The sequence below is a fragment of the Paraprevotella xylaniphila YIT 11841 genome (assembly GCF_900683745.1).
Lineage (GTDB): Bacteria > Bacteroidota > Bacteroidia > Bacteroidales > Bacteroidaceae > Paraprevotella > Paraprevotella xylaniphila.
Genome location: NZ_LR215980.1, coordinates 136,875 through 159,982 on the forward strand (window position 1 = coordinate 136,875; position 23,108 = coordinate 159,982).

A 23,108-nucleotide genomic window follows, 5' to 3' on the forward strand; every position below is an offset into this window, starting at 1 on the left:
TGAAAGGAAAACAAAATTTAAAATAAAGGTTTTATGCTAATAAAGGTATTACGTGCAAGGACGTATAAGGTGTTGCTCTCCACGGCTATTGGGGTGGGTGCACTTTGCATGATGCCCTCCTGTTCGGATGATTATGAATGGGCACAGGAGAAACCCTCGTGGTTGGGGCAAAGCATTTATGACGAGTTGTCACGTCGAGGTAATTTCAGTATTTACTTGAAGATGGTGGATGACTTGGGGCGCACCGAATTCTTAAGCAAGACCGGTAGCGTGACGGTCTTCGTGCCCGACGATGATACTTATCGCGCTTATTTCAAGGCGCACGGTGTGGACGAGAACCATATTTCTATTCCGATGAAGAGGTTTTTGGTGAACACTTCCATGTTGGAGAATGCCTACGTGCTTGATTTGTTGACCAACCAACCGTCAGGAGACAATATATTGAAAGGGCAGGTGATGCGCCGTACCAATACGCAATGGTCGGTGTATGATTCCATTCCGGCTGTGTCCGTGGCAGAACTGCCTGAGGCTTCAGTGAGTGCGGATTACTGGGGCGGATTGCGTGGAAGGCATCAGCCCGTGTATAACCTGATTGAAGAAGGGACTGTGCCGATGGTGCATTTTATTTGGCGCCAAATGATGTCCAAGGGCATCACTAAAAAAGATTTTTCTTACCTTTTTAATGGAACGGAGTTCCAGGAAGAGGATGTATATATAAATAATGTGAAGGTACGCGAGGGGAATGTGACGTGCCAGAATGGATATATCCATATTATGGATGGTGTGCCGGAACCTTTGCCCAACATGGCCGGTTATTTGCGTACGAACGGGGCTACCTCTTTGTTCAGCAAATTGATGGACCGTTATTCAGCTCCTTTCGTATCAGCTTCCCTTTCCAATTCTTACAAGGATTTGCACGACCGTTATGCTGACCAGAATCTTTATCCGGCATTGGCCGGAGGTGACTCCATATATGGACGACGTTATTTTTTCTCTTCGGCCGATGGGAATTCACTGACTTCGTACAACGGTGTGGAAGTGGACGGCGTGCTGAAATTTGATCCTTCGCGTAACGATTATGCAGAAGGGAATATCTATACCGCAGGTGGGGAGTATACGGATAATGTCAACTTGGACATGGGTGCTGTCTTCGCTCCTACGGATGAGGCGTTGAATTCGTATTGGAACAGTGAAAACGGCTCTTTCTTGCGTGAACGTTATCCGAGTGACGAGCCTTTCGAAAACGTTCCCAATGATGTGTTGGCAGAGTTCTTGAACAACCATATGCAGTATTCGTTCTTGTCTTCTTTGCCCAGCAAATTCAATTTGGTATTGGATGATGCCAAAGATCCTGTCGGACTTGACGAGGCTGATATTATAAAAGGAAGCACGGCTGTGTGTAACAATGGTGCCGTGTACGTGATGAAAAAAGCCTATGCTCCGGCATCGTTCCGTTCCGTATTGGCTCCGACGTTGGTCAATGAGAATATGAAAATCATGAATTGGGCTATTAGAAGTTTGGAGTTCAGGCCTTACTTGTTATCTATGGTGAGCCATTATGATTTCATGATATTGACGGATGAGGCCCTTTCCCGTTACATTGACCCCGTGTCGTATAGCGGAACGGACCCGCGGTGGTTCAAGTTTTATTATAATGCGGAGAAGAACCAGGTGGAAGCGTATTCTTACCGCTATGATAAGAAATTGGGCGGATGGGCCGGCTGCACGGAGGATGACATGCGCATATTGGGCAGCACGTTGCAGGAGGATAGTGAGGGCAATTCATATTATCAAATCAATCCTGTGGTCGAGAACCGTCTGACCGATTTGCTGAACTTCTGTATCGTTCCCCGGGATGTGAACGGGGGCAATTATGTGGGTAATGGTTCTGTATATTACCAGACGAAGGATGACGGACCCATGAAGGTTGAAAAAGTGGGCGGGCAAGTGACCGTGACCGACCAGTATTCCGGGGAAAAAGTAACAACGCAGGATTTCGTAACGATGGACAATGGGGTGTATTACGTGCTTGACCAAATGGTACAGCCTACATTCCATAGTTTGATGCAGGAGTTGGTGGAACATCCGGAGTATTCTGAATTTTACGAATTGCTTTTGGGAAATGAGGAATGGACGACCAACGAGTCTAACCTGTATTCTTTGATTTCTACAAAATCTTTGAATATGAACGATGACAATGCGGCCATACAGACTTTCAGTTCTTATCATTATACGGTATATGTGCCGGATAATGCGGCTATGGAAAAAGCTTACAGCCTCGGGTTGCCGCGTTGGAAGGACATCAACAATCTGGCCAACGTGTATGCCGGGACGGATGTCAATGTGGATTCTTTGAAACAGGCTTACACCCAACGGGTGATGAACTTCTTGAAGTACCATTTCCAAGACAATGCGGTTTATATCGGTGGGGATGCCCGTAATATGTCTTTCGAGACTGCGGCAACCCATTCGGACGGTGCAGACAAGGGGTTGAGCTATACCTTGCGGGTGAATTCTGATGCCACAGGTATTACGGTGGCAGACAATTCGGAGAAGACGGGTGTAGTTCGTATAACGACTGAAAATCCAGAATTCTATAACCGGATGACACGTGAGTACACATTCTCGGAAAAGACGGAAAATGGTAATATCAACGCTTCTTCATACGTGGTGGTTCATCGTGTGAATGAACCTTTGATATACGATGACGAATGTTTCTGCCTGAAAGATAATGAACGTGTTCCGGAGGATTAACAATACCATGAATCATAAAAAAAGAGGTTATGAATAAGATAAAATATTTGATAGTATTCCTATTCTGCTTATGTCCGCTGTGGGCCGTCGGGCAGAACCAAGTGGCAAGCGGTACCGTGTCGGACGATTTGGGTCCTCTGATGGGAGTGTATGTGGGAGAGATAGATGCGGCCAACCGTATTGTATCGGCCGCAGTGACCGATATGAACGGGCATTTCACCCTAAAAGTACAAAACCCTAAGAATAAGTTGCGTTTTACTTATATGGGGTACAAGACGGTTTTGCAGGAAATAGGAAAGCGGGTGGTTTTCGATATCATGATGGAGGAAAACAGTAAGGTGATGAAAGAGGTCGTGGTGGAAGCCCGTCCGAAGATAGCCACCGGAGGATTGGAAATACCGGAACGTGAACAGTCTTTTGCCCAACAGACTATTAAGATGACGGAATTCGAAGGTTTGTCCTTCACTTCTGCCGACGAGGCTTTGCAAGGACGCATTGCCGGTTTGGACATTATCGCTTCATCCGGAAACCTGGGTTCGGGTACGACGATGCGTTTACGCGGTGTGTCAACCATTATGGGAAATGCGGAACCGTTGATTGTCGTGGATGACAACATCTTTGAGACCAATGCCAATGATGACATTGATTATACGAGTATGACGGATGAAAAGTTTGCCGAATTATTGTCTATCAACCCGGAAGACATAGAGAGCATTACGGTGCTGAAAGATGCGGCGGCTACGGCTATTTGGGGATCGCAAGGTGCTAACGGGGTCATCAATATCGTAACCAAGCGTGGAAGGCGTGGCAAGCCCCAGTTTACTTATTCTTTGAGGTTGAAGGGGACTTATCAGCCGGAGGGTTACAAATTATTGAACGGAGATGAGTATACCATGATGATGAAAGAGGAACTTTTCAATGTGAACCAAAATCCCGAAAGTCAGCCGGAACTGAATTATGACCCGACGTTTTCTGAATACGAACAATTCAATAACAATACCGACTGGAGGGATGCCGTGAAGCAGTTCGGGTTGTTCCAAACGCATTATGTTTCTTTGTCGGGAGGCGGGGAAAAAGCGAATTATCGTATTTCTGCCGGTTATGACCATCAGATAGGTTCTATCATCGCTCAGAAACTGGATCGTTTTACAACCCGTATGGCATTGGATTATTTTGTGAACGACCGCATCAAGATTTCGAGTGACTTTGCACTGACTTATACGGACAACCACATGAATAGTGATGATTTGTTGGGGATAGCTTATACGAAGATGCCCAATCTGGCTATTTATGACGAGGATGCGTACGGTAATTCTTTGGGTACGTATTACATGCAACCGAGGTTTGTGGAACGGTACCAAGGGGACAAGGATGAACTTTCGTCACAACGCGGTAAAGTGAATCCGGTGGCTTCGGCATATTTGGCAAAGAAGGAGGAACGTAGTTATAACATCCAACCCCAATTCGATTTCCAATACCGTTTGTTGGGACTTGACGAGACTTCGCACCAATTGACTTATAAGGGGACTGTGGTATTGAGCATTTATAATAAATACAATGATTCTTACTATCCTTGGGAGTTGAGGAATGTGGATTTCAAGGAGAATGAGAAAGGGATAAATTCCGCTTCTTCGGCTTTTGAAAAGAGTTTCGGTTTTAACACACGTCATCAGTTGACATATATCCCTTATATCATGAACCAAGACCACTCGGTACGCTTGTTCTTTAAAGGGGAAATGGTTTCCGGTACGTCCAGTTCCCAGTTCTTGAGTTCATACTTGTTGCCAAGCGGAACCATCACTTCCGGGACAGCCGGTGGCTTTTTGAACGAGACGAAAACGGGGGCAGGTCATTGGCGGAAGGCCAATTGGGTGCTTCAGGGGCATTATGCCTACCAGTCCAAGTATTCGTTGGATTTGGCCTTGCGCGGAGAAGGAAACACCCGTTTTGGCCAAAAGTACCGTTGGGGGTATTTTTATTCAGCTTCCGGCCGTTGGAACATTTCGGATGAAAAATGGATGGAACCTACCAAAAAATGGTTGAGCATGTTTGCGGTTCGTTTCGGATGGGGCGTGACGGGTACGCAACCTCCTAAGGAAGATACTCATTTCAGTGTGTATGGTGTAGACGGAGGGTATATTAATTCCATCGGGATGCGGCCGAACAATGTCCGCTTGACGGATTTGCGTTGGGAAAAACAGTCTGCGTGGAACTTAGGGTGGAATATCGGATTGTTTGATGATTTGGTTACGGCGGATATCAATTTGTATTCCCATAAGAAAACAGACTTGATGACCGAACATGCTTCTATTCCCACAACGACCGGTTTTTCGGAGTTGATTGTGGAGAATGGTGGAGACATGTTGAATAAAGGTTATGAAATCAATTTGAACCTGAACCGTGTAAAATTGGCGGGAGATTTGGCAGCTACTTTCAATCTTACGTTCGCTAATAACCGGAATACCATTACGGCCATGACACCTACGCGTCTGAATGCCATTAATGGAACAGGGGTCAAGTTACCTAAAAACGGGGAGTATATGTCCCGTGTGCAGATAGACAACCCGTTTGGTGCGATTTACGGCTTGCGTTACAAAGGCGTGTATGCTTACAGTTACGACCAGTTCGACAAGGCACAGGCATCCGGCGCGACTTGTCCGGTGGCGCGGGATGAGGCCGGAAGCGTCATTTATGGTGCCAATGGAGAACCGATGCCCATGTATTATGATTATAATGGTACGAAATATGCTTTTACCGGTGGTGATGCTATTTATGAAGATGTGAACCATGACGGAAGCATTGATCAATATGATGTGGTCTATTTAGGCAGCTCATTGCCCAAATTGACTGGTGGTTTTGGGTTTAGGTTGTTCTATAAAGGATGGAGTTTGAATGCGCAGTTCAACTACCGTTATGGTAACAAGATTGCAAATGTGGCACGAATGAGGGCGGAAAACATGCATGGTGCCGACAATCAGAGTACGGCGGTGAACTATCGTTGGCGTAAGGAAGGTGACGGTGCAAATGGGGGACATGTGTTGCCTCGGGCTTTGTATGGCCAAGGATATAACTGGATGGGTAGCGACCGTTTTGTGGAAGACGGCTCATTCTTGCGCCTGAACTATTTGCAATTTTCTTATGGGTTTGACTCCAAGCTTATCAAGCGCATCGGGCTTTCCCGCCTGAACCTCTACGTGAGCGGAGAGAACCTGTTCTGCCTGACCAAATACTCAGGCGTGGATCCCGAAGTGAATTATGGTGATATGGGAGTGACTAAAGACGAGGCGATTACTCCTCGTGCAAAGTCTTTCACATTCGGGTTGACAGCAACGTTCTAATGACATGAATAAACAGAAGGAAATATGAAAAAGATATTGAAAACCGGGACATTGGCCATGGCCGTTTCTCTCGCCGCTTTTACGACTTCCTGTGGCGACTTCTTGGATATCACGCCCCTGAATGCTGTGGTGGTGGAAAACTATTGGGAGAAGAAAAGCGAGGTGGAGAGTGTGATAACTTCTTGCTATTTTCACATGCAGGACAAGGGCTTCTCACAACGTGTGATAGCCTGGGGGGAGTTACGGGGCGACAATTTGACTGAAACTTCCACAATGGCCGCAAAAGAAAAGGAGCTTTATGATTTTTATACGAATAATATCGTTCCGGACAACAGTTGGACTTCGTGGGCGGATTTCTATAATGTAATCAATTTATGCAATACCATCTTGCATTATGCACCTGGGGCCCAAGCCAAGGATGGAAATTATTCAGTAGACGAATTACGTACGCATGAAGCCGAAGCCAAGTCGATTCGCGCCTTGTGTTATTTCTATTTAATCCGCACCTTTAAAAAAGTGCCGTTGGTGCTTCAGGCGACTATCGGCGATGATGTGGATTTCAAAGTACGTGCATCCTCCGAGCAGGATGTGTTGGAACAGATTATTGCAGATTTGGAATGGTCAGAAGATTATATATGGAATAAAAAGTTTTTTGATGATGAACGCGAAAGGAAAGGACGTTTCAATAAGTTATCCGTGAAAGCCCTTTTGGCAGATATTTACTTGTGGAAAGGGGATTATGCCAAGTGCGTGCAATATTGCAAGGAAATCATGGATGAGAAAATGGCAGAGTACAATGTCATCAAAACAGCAGAATTGGAGGGAAATTTTATATCTTCTTCTACGGAAGGCTCTCTGGCCTTGTACAATGGCTATCCGCTTTTGGATGAATCTTATTCATCGCATTATCCTTATACCATGTTGTATGAGCGGGGTAATTCATTTGAAAGTATTTTTGAGCTTCAATACGATTATGACAACCGTAAGGATGGCAATGAAGGTATTTCTTATTTCTACGGAAATCATAAAGACCTTTCAGGCAGGGTCAATGCAGCGGCTTATTTGACCAATCAGACGGCTGATGCCTTGTTTGCAGACGCATCTGATTTACGGTTGGAAGAGAATACCGGATATAAGGGCGAACCCTCGAACAGTTATCCTGTCTATAAGTTTCGTTTCTTGTATTTTGGAAATGATGAAAGAGTGCTTCGCTCCACGGCAGAGAATTGGATTGTTTACCGTTTGACGGATGTGATGTTGATGCGTGCTGAGGCTTTGGCTTATATGGGAGGGGATGAAAACAAGCAGGAAGCTTTTGAGATTGTGAAATCTGTGAACATGCGGTCGTGCAAAGGGCGTAGCTTGTTGGTGTATGATGCCGATAAGATCAAGAACATCGTTTTGGATGAACGGCAGCGTGAATTGATGTTCGAGGGGAAGCGTTGGTATGACTTGATGCGGATGGTACGTCACTCCGATAATCCGGTGAATGCGATGTCCACCTTGCGTAGCACGTATTTGCAACGTAAATATGGAACGGGAGGACGTGATGCCGTGGCTCGGATGGGGTCATTGGACAATTTGTATCTGCCTTTTTATCAGAAAGAGTTAGATGTGAATCCGTTGTTGGTACCGGACCAGAATCAGGCTTACATCATTTATTAATCAAGAGTAAATAGAAGTAATATGAAACGTAACATATATAATAAGGTAATAGGATGTGTGGTTTTGGCAACCATGCTGTCCGGCTGTTATGACGACGGTGTGGAAGGTGACAGTTATTATGTGTTCCAAGGTCAGACGGTTGGTGATTATTTGGATGCAGACGGGAAATATGGTGAGTTTTCCACTATTTTGGAACGTGCCGGCATGAAAGGTTTGATGTATGCTTATGGGGATTACACTTGCTTTGCACCGACCAACGAGGCCATAGACCGTTATGTGGATAGTAATTATCCGGGCTGCACGTTGGAGACCCTGCCGGATTCTGCAGTGGTGGCCTTGGCCAAAAGCCATTTGATAGGCGTTCGCTACTTGACCTCTGATTTTTCAACAGGTTATCTTCAGAAGCCTAATATGTACGACCGTAAGGTGCAAGTGACCATTGAGAAGGAGTTCGATGCTGCAATAAACGATAGTATGACGGTATTTGTCCTGAATGATTATTCACGGATTATCCAAGCTAACGATACGGTGAGCAATGGGGTCGTCCATACCATAGACCGTGTGTTGGAGCAGTCCAGTTATGTATTGCCTGATTACATGCAGTCCAAATGTGAGACATTAGGCTTTACCCTGTTTATGGAGGCATTGAAACAGACTCATTTGACGGATTCCATTTTAAGGGAAAAAGATGAAAGTCCGGAGATGTTGTCCCGGTTGGCCCAATATGCTTCGAACTCAGAGTACACCACGGAGGGGAATAAAGTTCCTCCGGCCCGCAAGTTCGGTTATACGGTATTGGTGGAGAAGGATAATTTATATAAAACTGTATATGATCCGCAAAATATGGGTAAGCCTGTCTATACGGGAGATCTTCAGGCGGATTTGGTATCCTTGTTCAATTATGCAAAGGACATATACGACAAGGTATATCCGGACGACAAGGGGGTATATGATGATGACTATACGCATCCCAAGAATCCTTTAAACCGTTTTATTGCTTATCACATCTTGGACCGTAATGCAAGCTATGGGGATTTGGTATGTTCCACTCCGGATTGGTCTGTGCAGGAAGGTGGGGATTTTGTGGAGTACTACGAAACCATGGCCGGTAATTTGTTGCGTGCGCAAAAAGTTTCTCTTTTGGGAGACGGGATATATTTGAATCGCTGTGACGATGTGAATAGGGCTGACAACAGGATGGATGGTGTGGAAGTCCTTCCTTCCGGAGGTTCTTCAACTGTAAATGGCAATTTCCAATTTCTGGGCAGCATCCTTTCTTATAATGAAAATGTCGTGAAAATGCTTCGTAGTGAACGAATCCGTATTGATACGGGCGTCTTGTTTCCTGAATTGGTGAACAATGATGTCCGTCTGGATCCGGACGGAGATATGTTGTGGTGGCATTTCCCGGAAGGGTATTTCGATGATGTGCGTTATGACAGCCAATGCGATTGCAAATATAACCGTTGGCCTCAGGCTCAGGGAACCGGAATGGGGTCGCACTATGATTTGGCAGCATTCCGTACGGATAATATGAATTTTGCGGGGGAATATGATGTGATGTTACGTTTGCCTGCCGTACCGGCCGGCCAATATGAAATCAGGTTGGGGTACGTGGCCAATGGCTTTATGGGAATTGCGCAAATCTATTTTGGACAAAATACCGAATATATGCAACCCACCGGAATTCCTTTGAATTTGGGATGGGGAGGCGGAATGCCAAAAGTGGGAATGATAGCAGATAATGATTTATTTGACGATATCCATAACGACGTGTCGTATAACCTCGAAGGAAAGACAACCATTACTGAGAATGACAAGGCTATGCGTAATTTGGGGTATATGAAGGGGCCTGCCTGCGTGTATAGGGTAGACAATGACAGGGTTTCATTACGTGCGAAGTTGGTTAACGATTGGTGGTATATACGTAATATCGTTACCACCCAGACTTTGGAAGAAAAACCTTCTTATTTGCGCTTGCGTAAAGTAGACGAAAGAACCGGGCGCATGTTGAATATCGATTTTATCGAAATTGTGCCGAAAAGTGTGTATAATGGTGCCATACCAGAAGATAGAAATTAAATTAAAAGCAGAAGATTATGAAAGGTTCTAAAAGATATGCCAAGGCAACTATTTGTTGCATGGCGGTATTGGCTTCCGGATTGGTCTTGTCTTGTTCGGACGATTGGGATGCACATTATGATGGTGTACCCCGTCCTACAAGGACTTTGTGGCAGGAAATTACTGCCCGTCCGGAGTTGTCGGATTTTGCAAAATTGCTTAAAGGATACGGTTATGACAAGTTCTTGGATTCGGGCCAACGCTATACGGTTTGGGCACCATCCGGCAGCATAGACACGACATTGGTGACCGGTGAGGACATGACTCCGGACGAAGTGATGGAGCAAGTGGTTAAAAACCATATCGCCCGTGGGGTTATTGCGGCATCCTCCGTTGTGAACGATACCATAAAGGTGTTGAACGGGAAGCCCATGCCTTTTGTGTCAGAAGGAGGCGTGCCTCATTTCAATGGCTCGCCGGCCAAATCTTTTAATATTGAATGCAGTAATGGAGATTTGCATATATTAGATTGCCAGGCGGTTTACAATAACAATGTTTGGTCTTATTTGAGACAGGATGCTGATTTTTCTAATATTACCGATTATTTGTATAGCTTTAATAAATTGGAGTTTGTGCCTGAATTGAGTACACCGGGCGGTGTGGTGAATGGGGAACAGGTGTATACGGATTCCGTGTTTGTCTTGACAAATGAATTGTGGGGGCAGATTGGCTACTTGAATGACGAGCAGCGGGATTATACGATGTTGGTTCCCGTGAATGATTGTTGGGACCGGTTGGTGGATAAGTTTAAGGGCTTTTATCATTATTCGGAAGACGAAGAACCGGAATTGGCAGACAAGTATGCGTGTCGCAGCATATTGGATGCTTTGGTATTTGAAACCCGTAGTCAGTCTTCGACATCCGATTATTGGGAAAGTACGTCCGGAAAATTGTTCTATCGTCCACAAGATGCCGGGGGCTTGTTTGAAGGGACCGAAGCCATAGGTTGTAGCAATGGACAAATATTGAAAGCGGCCGATGTGAATTTAAGCCCCTATCAGGTCTTAAACAGCGACATTGTCGTTGAAGCCGAGAATATCGGTGAGTATCTGCTTACGGCTAATTATTACGATGAAAATAAGGATCGTCCGGTGTTTGTTGCCGCTGCAAATACCGGTGTGTCATCAAGCTACTACATGAAGTTTACTTCTACGAACATGTTGCGGGGTGCCACCGTCACTTATGCAATCCCGAACGTGCTGTCTTGCGCTTATGACATAGGGATTGTATTTGTTCCGATGAATCTGACGCGTAACGGTTGGTCTTCTTCCATTGATACGAAAAAAGGACGTGTTGATGTAGAATTGAATGATAAATACACGAAGGAAAAGTTGGAAGTGGAAGGGATTGAAATACCAGGCGACAAGGTTGATACGATATGGGTGGCACGAGGGCATCAGTTTGCTTATTGTGATTATTTCCCCGATCGTGCTTCTATGGAAGATGCCAAAATCTCTTTGAAAATCGTCAGCACGCCTAAACGTAGTGAGTCGGATTATACACGTGATTTATATATTGATTGCATATTGTTGAAACCCTCAATTGATGGAGATTTAAGTGATGAAGAATAAGAATCTATATAGTATATGTTTTTGTATGGCCTTGGCAGGCAGCCTGCAAACGACCTATGGACAGGTGGATGCGGAAGGGGTGGCAGATTCCACGTTATCGGCCGCAGGAGGAGAAACTGATTCGCTTCAGATTGTAGTGCAGAGGGAAATGAATAAGATACCCACGGTGGTTTATAAGGGGGCATTGGTCGATGCAGCCACGGGCGGGCCGGTACAGGGCGGCATCATACAAGTGGCCGGAGACGACCGGTTCAGTTCCATTTCCGACGAACAGGGTACCTTTGAAATAAAAGTGCCGTTGTATGCCAATCAATTGTTGGTGCGTACTCCTACTTATGCTTTGGCCAGGGTACATTTGGCCGGAAAAGGAAAAGAATTGGTAGTGAGGATGTATTCGGAACATTTTTCCAATGGTTATGCCAATGAAGTGAGGGTGACGAATAAGAGCAGTGTCGGGGATTTTTCTGCAAATTCGTCTTTGACCGTTGAAGATGAAATGGCAAAAAAACTTGGTGCTGATTTGCGTGTGTTGCTTCGTTCGGGTAATCCCGCCCAAGGGGCGAACATGTTTATTGGAGGATATAATTCGTTGAATGGAGGCGGGCAACCTCTGTTTGTGGTGGACGGTGTGATTCTTGATACTCAAAACGGACGTTCGTTAATGCATGAAGGTTATGTCAATAACGTGCTTTCGGCTATCAGTGTCAATGACATTGAGAAAGTGACAGTGTTGAAAAACGCCACTGCATTATATGGGGCGAAAGGTGCCAATGGGGTTGTGGTGATAGAGACAAAACGTGCAAAGAGTATGGCTACACGGATTGATGTAGACATCTATGGGGCGGTTGAATTGTTGCCGAAATTGCCTTCGATGATGAATGCCGGGCAATATCGTTTGTATGCAACGGATGTAATGGGGAACGTGACCGAAACTCCGGATTTCTTGGACGATTTTACAACGGACAAGCAAAAGTATGCCATGTACCATAACGATACGGACTGGAAGGATTATGTTTATCATGAGGCTTTCACGCAGAATTACGGTGTAAACGTGCAAGGTGGTGACGATGTGGCTAATTACAATCTTTCCATAGGCTATGCAAATGCGCAAAGCACATTGAAGTATAATGATTTCGCAAGGTTGAACATGCGTTTCAATACAGATGTGAAGTTTATGAAGAATCTGGATTGCAGTTTGGATGTAGCTTATTCCAATACGACCCGGAATTTACGGGATGACGGAATGGGCAGTGGGCTGGCATTGTCTCCGGGAATGTTGGGCCTGATTAAATCCCCCGTATTGGCTGCATACAATCCTGACCAATATGGCCGGTTTACGGCATCCATGGCAGACTACGATTGTTTTAACTTGTCCAATCCCTTGTCCATATTGGAGAATGGCGACGCGAGTAATAAAAACCGGTTGGAGTATACTTTGTTTTCATTGAGTGCCATGCCGAAATGGAAAATCAATCGAAACCTGACACTGTCTGAAAAGGTAAGTTACGTGTTGAACAATGTCACGGAACGTTCGTTTATTCCGGATGAGGGGGTACCGACTTTTACAGAGAGCGGTGACGATATGACAGCCAACAGGTCAAGGGCTTATTCCAGTAAGCAATTGTCCGTGGCGAGCGATACCAGGATTGATTGGTCATGCCGTTATGGCGGACATGTGATTCATCTTTTTGGCGGTTTCCGTTATTTAAGCGATTCATTTAATTCGGATGCTATTCGTGCAGACAACAGTGCGGGAGATAAGTTGCCGAACATCACCAATGAAATGAAGAACCGTAAGGTGGACGGCATTATTGAGGAATGGAAATCCACGGCTGTGTATGTGAATGCGGATTGGAATTATGCAGATAAGTATTTTTTGCAGGGAACGTTGACGGCGGAGACATCTACGCGTTTCGGCAGGAATGCCGCAGGGGGAGTGAAACTGGGCGATTATGTCTGGGGGATATTCCCGTCCTTGCAGGCGGCTTGGGTGGTTTCCGCCGAACCTTTCTTCCAGAACGTGAAGGGTATTGACTATTTGAAACTGAATGTCGGCATCGACCAGTCGGGCAATGACAATATTGATTGCTTTGCCTCCCGCTCTTACTTTGCTCCAAGTGCATTCTTGAATCATACGTCGGGTTTGTCCTTGGCCAATATCGGCAATGATAAACTGAAATGGGAGACGGTCACGCGGATTTCAGTTGGTTTGGACATGTCCGTTTGGAATGACCGCTTGTCGCTTGGATTCAATTATTATAAGTCTTATGTGAACAACATGTTAGCTTACAAGACATTGGGAGGGGTGAGCGGATTGCGCAATTATTGGAGTAATGAGGGTAAGATGGAAAACCAGGGTTTTGATGTTGCGGCTGTGGCCAAAGTCATGGCATTAAAGGATTTCTCATGGGAAATTTCTGCAAGTGTCGGCCATTACAAGAATGAGGTGACTGCATTGCCGGATAACGATAAGACGGTTTATACTTCTGTTTATGGCGGTGAGGTCATGACTAAGGTAGGGAACCCGATCGGTTTGTTCTATGGTTACAAGACTCAGGGTGTGTTTGCCACCTCGGAAGAAGCTGCTGAAACGGATTTACGTAATGGAAGCAAAAATGGAAGTGCTTTCCGTGCCGGTGATGTACATTTCTCCGATTTGGTAGCTGACGGGGTGATTGATAATAAAGACAAAGATGTAATCGGCGACCCTAATCCGGATATTTTCGGTAATTTCGGGACTAGCCTGCATTACAAAAATTGGACATTGGATGCTTTCTTCAGTTATTCTTTGGGGAATGACATTTACAATTACCAGCGTGCCGTATTGGAAAGCGGAAGTTCTTATAATAACCAAACCACGGCTTTATTGAACCGTTGGACTTCAGAGGGGCAGCAGACATCGATTCCCCGTGTGGAATACGGGGACCGGATGAGAAACGCACGTTTTTCCGACCGTTGGATTGAGGATGGCTCTTATTTGAAGCTCAAGACTTTGAGTTTGAGCTATCGCTTTCCCTTCAACTTGACGTTCCTGCAAGGGATTACAGTTTGGGGAGCTGCCAACAATCTGTTTACGTGTACGAAATATTTAGGTAGTGATCCGGAACTCTCCATTTCAGGCAATCCGATTTACCAGGGGATTGACCGTGGTTTGTTAGGACACGGGCGCAGTTTCGTTTTAGGGGTTAAAATTAATCTTTAACAAGGATATGAAGATGTTAAAAAACATATTAAAGTCGACCGCAATTTGGATGGCGGCTACGGTGTCTTTCACAGCTTGCGAGGTGGATACCACTACGGTGATGTTTGAAGAAGACCATGATTTTTCTCAACCGGGCGATACCGTGTTCTCTGTGTTGGGTATATTGGACAAGGTTCAAGACGTGGTCGAAAAAGGAGTGCTTTTAGGTGAATTGAGGGGAGATTTGGTAAAGCCTGTTCCTTTAGCCGGTGCAAGTAATGCTTGGGTGGATTTGGCTCGTTTTGAGAATTTGGAGGATGCGACTTTCAACCGCTACCGGGATTACTATGCCATTGTGAATAATTGCAATTTCTATTTGGAGCGTGCGGATGCCGAGATGGAGCGTCGCGGGCAGAAAGTGTTCCTGAAGGAATATGCAGCCGTGAGTGCCTACCGGGCGTGGGCTTACTTGCAATTGGCTTTGCTTTATGGCGAAATCCCGTTCTATACTCAGCCTCTGCTGTCTTATTCTGAAATAGAGCAAGTGATGAACGACCCTTCCAGACGGAAGGGACTGGGTGAGATTTGTTCTTATTTCATTGATGATTTGCTTCCTTACGTTGATGTGCCGTTTCCCAATTACGGGAACTTCACTTATGACCAGAATAGCTCGGTAAACAGTAGCGATTTTTTTCTTCCAATCCGTTTGCTGAGAGGCGACCTTTATTTATGGCGTGGTTCATTGGATGGCAATAAATCCGATTTTGCCAAGGCGGCTCAGGAATATCGTGATTATTTATTGTCCGAAGAACGATTTGTAAATCCTGAAATAAAGGTAGCTTATCGGACTGTGGATTTGGACGGCGCCCAAATTGTGGACCGTTGGAATTCCGTTTTTGTGGGAGGCAATACTATGGAACGTATCAGCCTCGTTCCATTTGCAGGCAACTCCCAATATGGTAAATTAGGAAGTTTGCAGCAATCGTTCAGGTTTTTCATGGGTTCTGACGCGCTTCAGAAATTGGTGGATGAATCTTATTATTGCTACGTGATGTATACAGAAGAATCAGAATCGGATGAAAGTGAGTATATGTCTCGCTTTACGGGGCTGGCAAAGGATACTTTGTATTACGGGACAAAGGAAAATCCCCAGTATTATTCATATATCACGGTGCCGGGCACACCGCAATATTTCATGGGCGATTTGCGTTTCAACCGGGATTATCAGGAAGGATACGGGTTGAGCATCAATAAGTATTCTTCACTATGGCCGCATGTGACCACTTACCGTACGGGGGCGGTTTACCTCCGTCTGGCAGAGGCTATCAACCGTGCGGGTTATCCGTTGACGGCTTTCCATGTGCTGAAGTATGGTTTGAGCCGTGGCAATCTGATACAATACGATGCCAACGGGGAATACCGCCGTTTGATGCAGTCCGGTTATACGTTTTACGACATGTATGACAACAAGGATAATATGGGGTTGCATGCACGCGGTTGCGGGAATGCGGAGATGGACACGTTGCATTATGCGTTGCCGGCCATGGCTTCGCGTGAGGACAGCATAAGGAAAGTAGAGGATATGATTTGCGACGAGATGGCTTTGGAGACGGCCTACGAAGGCAACCGTTTTTACGACTTGATGCGTTTTGCGTTCCGTCGTGGAGAAGATTTCCTGGCTTCCCGTGTGGCTCGCCGTACGAGTCCGGACAATCCCGACCAGGCGCTTTATAATAAATTGAGAGACCGCAATAACTGGTATTTGCCGATGGTGGAGAATTGAGAATGACATACTAAGGAATGGCAGGCATGGAATTGCGCTTATATCGTGGTTTCCATGCCTGTTTTTTTTGAGGAAAGTGTGAAATGGGAAAAAATGACATACGTTTTGTCGAAATTTGCCCTATCCTGTTTTGCCGATGTGGCTTAATTTTGCAAGAAGAAAAACTTGAAAGGAACAAATATCATGGAAATATTCACGGAAAGTCAGTTTTCTGCATGTTATATGCAGTATAGGGAGAAGGTGAACGGGTATATCTTCTCTCGGGTTCGTGACAGGGAAGAGGCGGAAGATTTGACCCAGGATGTCTTTGAACATATATGGAGATGCCGGGAAGGAGTGCGCATGGTAACCCTCCAGAATTTAGTCTTTAGGGTCATGCGGAATACCGTGATAGATTATCTGCGCCGCCGTTATATGAAAAAAAGCCGGATGGACATATACAGCTACGGTGAGGTACAGTGTGGTCGCAATACGGTCGAAGAAGACTATTGTTATAAAGAACTCCGCTTTGTGCATAAGAAGATGGTGAAACGGTTGACCGAAAGACGCCGTCAAGTGTATCTTTTGTATTTTTACAAGGGAATGTCGTATGCTTCCATCGCTGACCGGCTTGGTGTGGCCGAATGCACCGTGGGTGCGCATCTGTTGAGGGCACATAGGATGGTACGTATGGGGGTGGATAGGGCGTACCGGAATAAGGCAGGGTGAATGGAATCGGATATCCCGTTTTTGACAGTATGCACGGCTTTTCCGCTTTCCTGTATGCAAATGGAAAGGGAAAAGGCTTTCCTTTCGATGGCCTGAGGGCGGGAAAAGTACAGAAACAGGTATGGAAATGACTTTTTAAGAATACTTTTTTTAAGGTTTCAGGGCGTTTTTTTATGTTTATTTACTAAAGACGTGAATCGTTTGGAGCAGAATGGAAAATCGTTCGGCTGAGAAAACATTTTTTTTCTCCGCATGACGGTCGGAAGTCATGCGCTTGTCTGCGGGACAAGCACCTTGAAACCTTGGCATAACTTGCTTCGGGAACCGTTATTTTTTCTATTTGGAAAGGAAAAGCCTGCGGGTCCGGAGTGTCTTTTTGTAAGGCGAAACGCTTTACGGGGTTACGCCATTCTCTTGGGGCTGCGCAGGACGCAGCCAACGGTTTTCATAATGATAACATAATATGTGTCCGGCTTCCATCTTGTCTTTTCCCGACGGTACGGGAATCGCGTATTTACGGCGGACATCCGAGTGGGGGACGGATAAACGGGCCACGCACTATCGGATTTGACTTTTTGACATTTTGTAATGGGGGATTTTACAGACGCAGGATTTGCCCTTTGCTTAAAAAATCCAGAAACTCCCGGTAGGCCGTGCATTTCCGGAGCAGCGTTTCGTTTCCGGTCATGAAGAATTGCTTGCGTGCCCGGGTGAGGGCCACGTTGAGCTTGCGGTCTAATTCCCGGCCGTCTGTCATGACGGGTTCGGACAAGATAGGGAGTTGGTACGGGCGGCTGACAGTGGTGCTGAATATGATGATGTCGCGTTGGCTGCCTTGGTAACGTTCCACCGTGTCGATGGTGATGCCGGCCGTGTCGGGAATGTGCCGTTCGGCCAAGGCTTTGCGTATCATGGCGATTTGTGCGCGGAAGGGGACGATGATTCCGATTTGCTTGCAGGGACTGAAGGGGATGCCCGAGCGGCTGTGCAGTTGGCAAAGGGTGTGTACTAAGTGTGCCACGGTCTCGGCTTCCCGCTTGTTGCTTTTTATATAATATTCTGCTTCGTCGGCTTGTACGGAAATGAATGCCATGCGTGTACCGGCTACGAAAGCGGTCCATCGGTCATCGTCCGGCCGGATGCCGAAAGCCAACGGTTCCTGTTGATGGGGGAGGGGAACGGCATCCAGTCCGCCGTTATAATAATTACGGTTGACAAATTCGCAGATGGACGGATGCATGCGTCCTTGGCGGTGAAGCATTTCCACGATGCCTTCCGTGCCTTGCAGGCTGTTTAGCCGGTGCAGGCGTTCAAACAGGGAGTTACGGCAGTCGGTCAGCCCGATGGCTTGCAGGCTATCCTCGGTCACCCGTGACATTTCCCGGGGTTGGCTCACCACGGCGGGCAGTTGCTTGTGGTCGCCGATGAGGATGAACTTCCCGATGGCCAGACGGTTCAGGTTATAGTCTCCCCGGTTCACCGGAGTGGTGGCGCATAACAGGGGGAGCAGTTGGGGTTCGAGCACCTGTGAGGCTTCGTCGATGATGGCCACGTCGATGACCTTTAGGCTGAACAGTTCCGTCTGGCTGCATAGGCTGCTGATGGTGCTGGCAAACACCCTGACGGGCGCCAACTTCTCGTAGATTTCTTTTCGGGAGGTGGCATCCCCGATGACGTGCTTCATGAGCCGTGTCCGGAAGTCCGGGGCGCAGTTCAGTTCCTGCCCGATGCGGATATATTCCGGAGCAGGGTTGATGGCAGACAGCGTATGGCAGATTTCATCCACAGCCCGGTTGGTATAAGCCATGAGCAGGAGGGTCTTTTGCGGATGGTCCGACAAGAACTCTTCTACCATGGATTTCAGGGCCACCGACGTTTTTCCTGTCCCCGGCGGCCCGACAAGCAGGAAGTAATCCCGGGCCTGTTTGGCTTTCAGGACGATACGGTCTATTTCTTCATTCAGGTAATGCCGGTGGAGCCTTACGGACGGGTCGGTGGCCGGTGGCCGTATGCCCAACAGCAGCTCTTTCCGTTCCCGTGGGGCGGTGAGCAGGCTGAACAGTCCCGAATAGGCTTGGTTGAATGTGGCATCCATGTAGCCCGGTTCTACGGCATAAAGGCTGTCGGGGCGGAATACTTCGGCATTCCGCTGTTTGTAAGATAGTTTCAGCAGCATGCGTTCAGGATGGATTTCCTCTATGGTGCAACGGAAGAACTGTTTGTTCGTCACGTTGTCCCCTTCGTGGTTCCGTTCGTAGAGCATCACCATGTCACCCTGCCGGAAGTTCGGGAGGAAGTCTTCGCCATATTCCGGAAGTTGCAAGTCCAACCGCACGACGGCACCTTCCTCGTCGGGGACGGGATGCAGTTTCAGTCCGGTCAGGATGTTCCCGTTCTGTTGTTTGGTCTGCGTGTCGCAGCACCATGTTTCGGCGAACCCGCCCGGCGAGTCAGCCCGGTCGTCCCCGACTTTGGCGCGGAATTGTTCGCGGGCGGTAAACGTCAGGAAGCGATGGAAATAATCGGCTTCCATTCCCCTCATGCCATGAAGCGGTGCCAGTATTTCCATCATGCGGGGGCGCAGGTAGCGGCTGTAGAGCCGGTCGGCGCGTCCGTCCACGTTGAGCCGTTCTTCCGTCAGCTCTTCTATCAACGTGCGGGATTCCCCCCTTCTCAGGCGATGCTCTATGTGCAGGATGGCATTCCGCAGGGCCATGGCGCGGCGGATATGGCTGCGCGGCACGTCTACGGCATAAAGCCCGGGGTAGCGTGAATAGAAGAGGTAAGACTGTACCTGCTCACGCCTGCGGTCCAGGTTATAATACAGGATTTCTTTGTACAGGGCCATTTGCAGGCTGTGTTCTTCCTTCGGGCTGCGGTAGGGATATTCGTCCGCTTTTCCGCTTTTCAGTTCCACTAATTTGTCGGCGTTCCGGGTGAGCAGGTCCATACGCCCTTGCAACCCGAGGGCTTCGCAAAGGAAAGAAGGCTCCAGTTCCACTTCCGTTTGCCGGATGTCGATGCCTGCGGCGCTGAAACTGTTGCGTACGGTTTGCCGGATGTGGTGGAATTGCATTTCGCACCGGTTGAAGAAATCGCGGTCGATGTCCGGCAAGGTGGACCAGGCAAGAGGGGAGAACCGGAAAGAATTTTGCATGGAACGCAGGTAGAGTTCCGCTTCCGTCGTCCCGTCTGCGTTTTGGATAAATCGCTCATTCACGCAGTCGTCCAGAAACTGGTTGGCCGCATTTCCCAACTGTATGGCCGCAGAGCGTGCCGGAGGGGCGAATTTGTTCAACAAGTGGGTGTATGCCGAATACCCGTATGGCTTGATGCAGGCGCACAAGGCTGTAATGTCAATCAGGAAATCCGGGTCGAGAACTAACATCTCGGGTTTTAGGACGTAAGGATATGCGCCTTCCGCCTTTATGGCCTTGACCGATAAGAGATTGAGCTGTGCCCCTTCGTACAGTTGTCCGTTCAAGTCGGCGAACGTGCGGTCGGTTTCGTCGGCATATTCCACTTTCAACAGTTGTTCCGTGGGATGCGTGTGGTCTTTTCCATAAATGAAATGCTCGTCCCACCGGTGCACCGTTATCCGGATACGTTTGGCCTGCAGTACTTTTTCGGCAGGTGCGGGAGCGGGTCGCCAATGGCGGGGCAGGCGTTTTTGCACGTCCTCCGGGACATGAGTCTGGTAAAAAGCTGCCAATCCTTCGCAGACCGCTTTTAAGTCGTAGGTTTCATCCTCTCCGTTGGGCAGGAAAAGCCCTTTTTGTATTCGTCCTGCCCGTGCACGGAACACTTCCAACGGGTGGGACGGATGGCCGGTTTGTTTGCAGAGCCAGTGCAGGCGTGCGGCCGTGTGGGTGAAATCCACCGGACTGTGGCGGGTCCGGTCTTTCAGCGCACGGAGCAACAGCGTGTCAAGGGCATGGTAACGTGCGGTATGGTCCATGTCCGGCTGCATGATGTTTCTGATTTCATCGAATATGTCCTGAATCTCTTCCGTCATGGGTTATGGCGTATTCTGTTTGGACTTGGCTTCCAGTTCTTCGGCACTCAGTACTTTGCTTTTGAATCCTCCGCGAGAATTCTTGCGCGACGGGGCGGGAGCGGCACCGGTCGTGCCGCCATGGACGGCAGCGCGGTAGCGTTGCCAACGTTCACGGATGGAAGTCACGTAGCCGTAGGTCTCTTCTCCGCGCAGGTAACCGTAACGCACCACGGGGTCGTTGTAATATTGCGGTTGGCTCAGGCGGAGGATGAAAGGAGCCACGTCGTTCCACAGGTGCGGGTTTTTGCCGTGCTTGCGTGCCAAGGCCATGGCGTCGCGGACGTGTCCCGTGCCTCCATTATAGGCCGCCAGGATAAAGTTTATACGTTCCGCCCTGCCGGGTATATCGCTGAATTTACGTTCGAGTTCACGGAGGTACCGGGCTGCCGCACTGATGTTCTTTTCGGGTTGGTGCATTTGGTCGGCGGGCAAGCCGAGATGTACGGCTGTCTCAGGCATGATCTGCATCAGTCCGCGTGCTCCGGCCCACGATACGGCTTCCGGGTCGAAACCGGACTCTTGGTAACATTGTGCGGCCATGAGCCGCCAGTCCCACCCGATGGCTTGGCTATGACGGATAAAATGGGTGTCGTACGGCGAGATAATGCCCTTGGCGCGATTCTGGAAGGGGGCACGGACACGGCGTTTTACATTTCCGCCGGGAGACAGGCGCAACTGTTCCCTTTTTTGCAAGAAAGACCGCGTCTCGGGTTTATACCATCCGTCCAAGGCTTCGGCCAGGAAGGGTGCATCCTTTCGTACGACCCATCCGGTTTTGGCTGCGGCCGTGCTGTCTGACAGGCACGACCGGACACCGGAGAATTGCAGTTCCATGTCTGTCATGTGGTTCTCCGGAATTTCCAACGCGATGAGGTCTGCCTCTCCTTTTTTCAGACGTTGGAAAAGTTCCGCCGTATCGCGTACGGCTTCCATACGGAGCTTGGCACCGATGGAAACGGCAAAGTGTTCGGCCAATTCAAATTGCAGCCCGAATCCTTTTCCCTTATATTCATAATAGGTGTCGGGGCCGGACAGCGTGACGGCTATCAGTTCGCCGGCTTCCTGTATCTGGTCTAAGTCATAAGCTGTTTCCGCACCTTCCTCTTCCGTAATACCCAAAGGGGATATTTTTTTCTCTTCTTTTTCTCCGCAGGATACGGCATTGAAGGACAGCAATAGGGAGGTTATGAGGCTGATTGACAGATAGGGTTTCCATAAGTCCGGTCTCCTTCTTTGTAACTGGGAACGGGTTTCCGTTCTGTTTCCGTTTGCACGGACTCTCATAAGGCTTGTCCGCTTTGTTCCAAACGGAGGCTGAGATGGTGAAGGATGTAGGTACGCATGATTTCGATAGCTTTTTCGTTTTCTCCTCCCTGGGGAATGATAAGGTCGGCATAGCGTTTGGTCGGTTCGATAAACTCCAGATGCATGGGTTTGAGTACGGCCCGATAGCGGTCCACCACCATTTGTACAGTTCTTCCCCGCTCCACGATGTCGCGTTCGATGACACGGATGAGGCGTTCGTCCGAATCTGCATCCACGAAAATCTTCAAGTCCATCAGGTCGCGGAGTTCTTTGTTGGACAAGGCGAGTATGCCCTCAATGAGAATTACCTTTTGCGGTTCCACGTGTATGGTCTCTTTGAGCCGGTTGCACTCCAAATAAGAATAAGTGGGTTGCTCAATGGCTTGTCCTGCCTTCAAGGTCTTGATATGCTGTATCAACAACTTCCAATCGAAAGCACAAGGGTGGTCGAAGTTGATTTTACGTCGCTCTTCCATCGGTATTCCTGTATTGTCGTTGTAATAGGAATCTTGTGGTATGAGGGCTACTTCGTGGGCGGGCAGGCTCTCTATGATTTTGCGTACGACTGTTGTTTTTCCGGAGCCCGTGCCTCCGGCTATTCCGATAATATACATGGGTATTCTGT

General features: G+C 47.8%; 11 protein-coding genes. 8 read left to right on the forward strand and 3 right to left on the reverse strand.

Annotation, left to right across the window (positions count from 1 at the left end; all coding sequences use genetic code 11):
• Positions 1-33 precede the first annotated feature (33 nt).
• The 8 genes from E0E47_RS00605 (at position 34) to E0E47_RS00640 (ending at position 17,121) form a co-directional block, all read left to right on the forward strand.
• Positions 34-2,754, forward strand: coding sequence for a fasciclin domain-containing protein (locus tag E0E47_RS00605; RefSeq protein ID WP_130892574.1), 2,721 nt, complete (start codon positions 34-36; stop codon positions 2,752-2,754).
• Positions 2,755-2,783: 29 nt separating this feature from the next.
• Entirely contained in the window at positions 2,784-6,092 is a 3,309-nt protein-coding gene (locus tag E0E47_RS00610) for a SusC/RagA family TonB-linked outer membrane protein (RefSeq protein ID WP_008624679.1), read from the forward strand.
• Between the two features lie 24 nt (positions 6,093-6,116).
• Entirely contained in the window at positions 6,117-7,757 is a 1,641-nt protein-coding gene (locus E0E47_RS00615; protein ID WP_130892575.1) for a RagB/SusD family nutrient uptake outer membrane protein, read from the forward strand.
• Positions 7,758-7,778: 21 nt separating this feature from the next.
• Complete coding sequence (locus tag E0E47_RS00620; RefSeq protein ID WP_008624681.1) at positions 7,779-9,839, forward strand: fasciclin domain-containing protein; 2,061 nt, start codon at positions 7,779-7,781, stop codon at positions 9,837-9,839.
• A gap of 17 nt (positions 9,840-9,856) precedes the next feature.
• Positions 9,857-11,449: a fasciclin domain-containing protein gene (locus E0E47_RS00625; protein WP_130892576.1), complete on the forward strand. Its 1,593-nt coding sequence runs from the start codon at positions 9,857-9,859 to the stop codon at positions 11,447-11,449.
• Entirely contained in the window at positions 11,439-14,651 is a 3,213-nt protein-coding gene (locus tag E0E47_RS00630) for a SusC/RagA family TonB-linked outer membrane protein (RefSeq protein WP_130892577.1), read from the forward strand. Before E0E47_RS00625 ends, E0E47_RS00630 begins: the two co-directional genes overlap by 11 nt.
• Before the next feature lie 7 nt (positions 14,652-14,658).
• On the forward strand, positions 14,659-16,413 hold the full coding sequence (locus E0E47_RS00635) for a RagB/SusD family nutrient uptake outer membrane protein (RefSeq protein ID WP_130892578.1): 1,755 nt from the start codon (positions 14,659-14,661) through the stop codon (positions 16,411-16,413).
• Between the two features lie 183 nt (positions 16,414-16,596).
• Positions 16,597-17,121, forward strand: a complete 525-nt coding sequence (locus E0E47_RS00640) for an RNA polymerase sigma factor (RefSeq protein ID WP_130892579.1) — start codon at positions 16,597-16,599, stop codon at positions 17,119-17,121.
• Between the two features lie 598 nt (positions 17,122-17,719).
• Here E0E47_RS00640 and E0E47_RS00655 read toward each other — a convergent pair.
• From E0E47_RS00655 to udk, 3 genes are read right to left on the reverse strand one after another with little or no spacing between them, the layout of a single operon-like run.
• Complete coding sequence (locus E0E47_RS00655) at positions 17,720-21,136, reverse strand: DEAD/DEAH box helicase (protein ID WP_130892580.1); 3,417 nt, start codon at positions 21,134-21,136, stop codon at positions 17,720-17,722.
• A 3-nt stretch (positions 21,137-21,139) separates the two neighbouring features.
• Complete coding sequence (locus E0E47_RS17465) at positions 21,140-22,462, reverse strand: MltF family protein (protein WP_130892581.1); 1,323 nt, start codon at positions 22,460-22,462, stop codon at positions 21,140-21,142.
• On the reverse strand, positions 22,459-23,097 hold the full coding sequence (udk, locus tag E0E47_RS00665) for a uridine kinase (protein ID WP_008624704.1): 639 nt from the start codon (positions 23,095-23,097) through the stop codon (positions 22,459-22,461). Before udk ends, E0E47_RS17465 begins: the two co-directional genes overlap by 4 nt.
• Positions 23,098-23,108 lie beyond the last annotated feature (11 nt).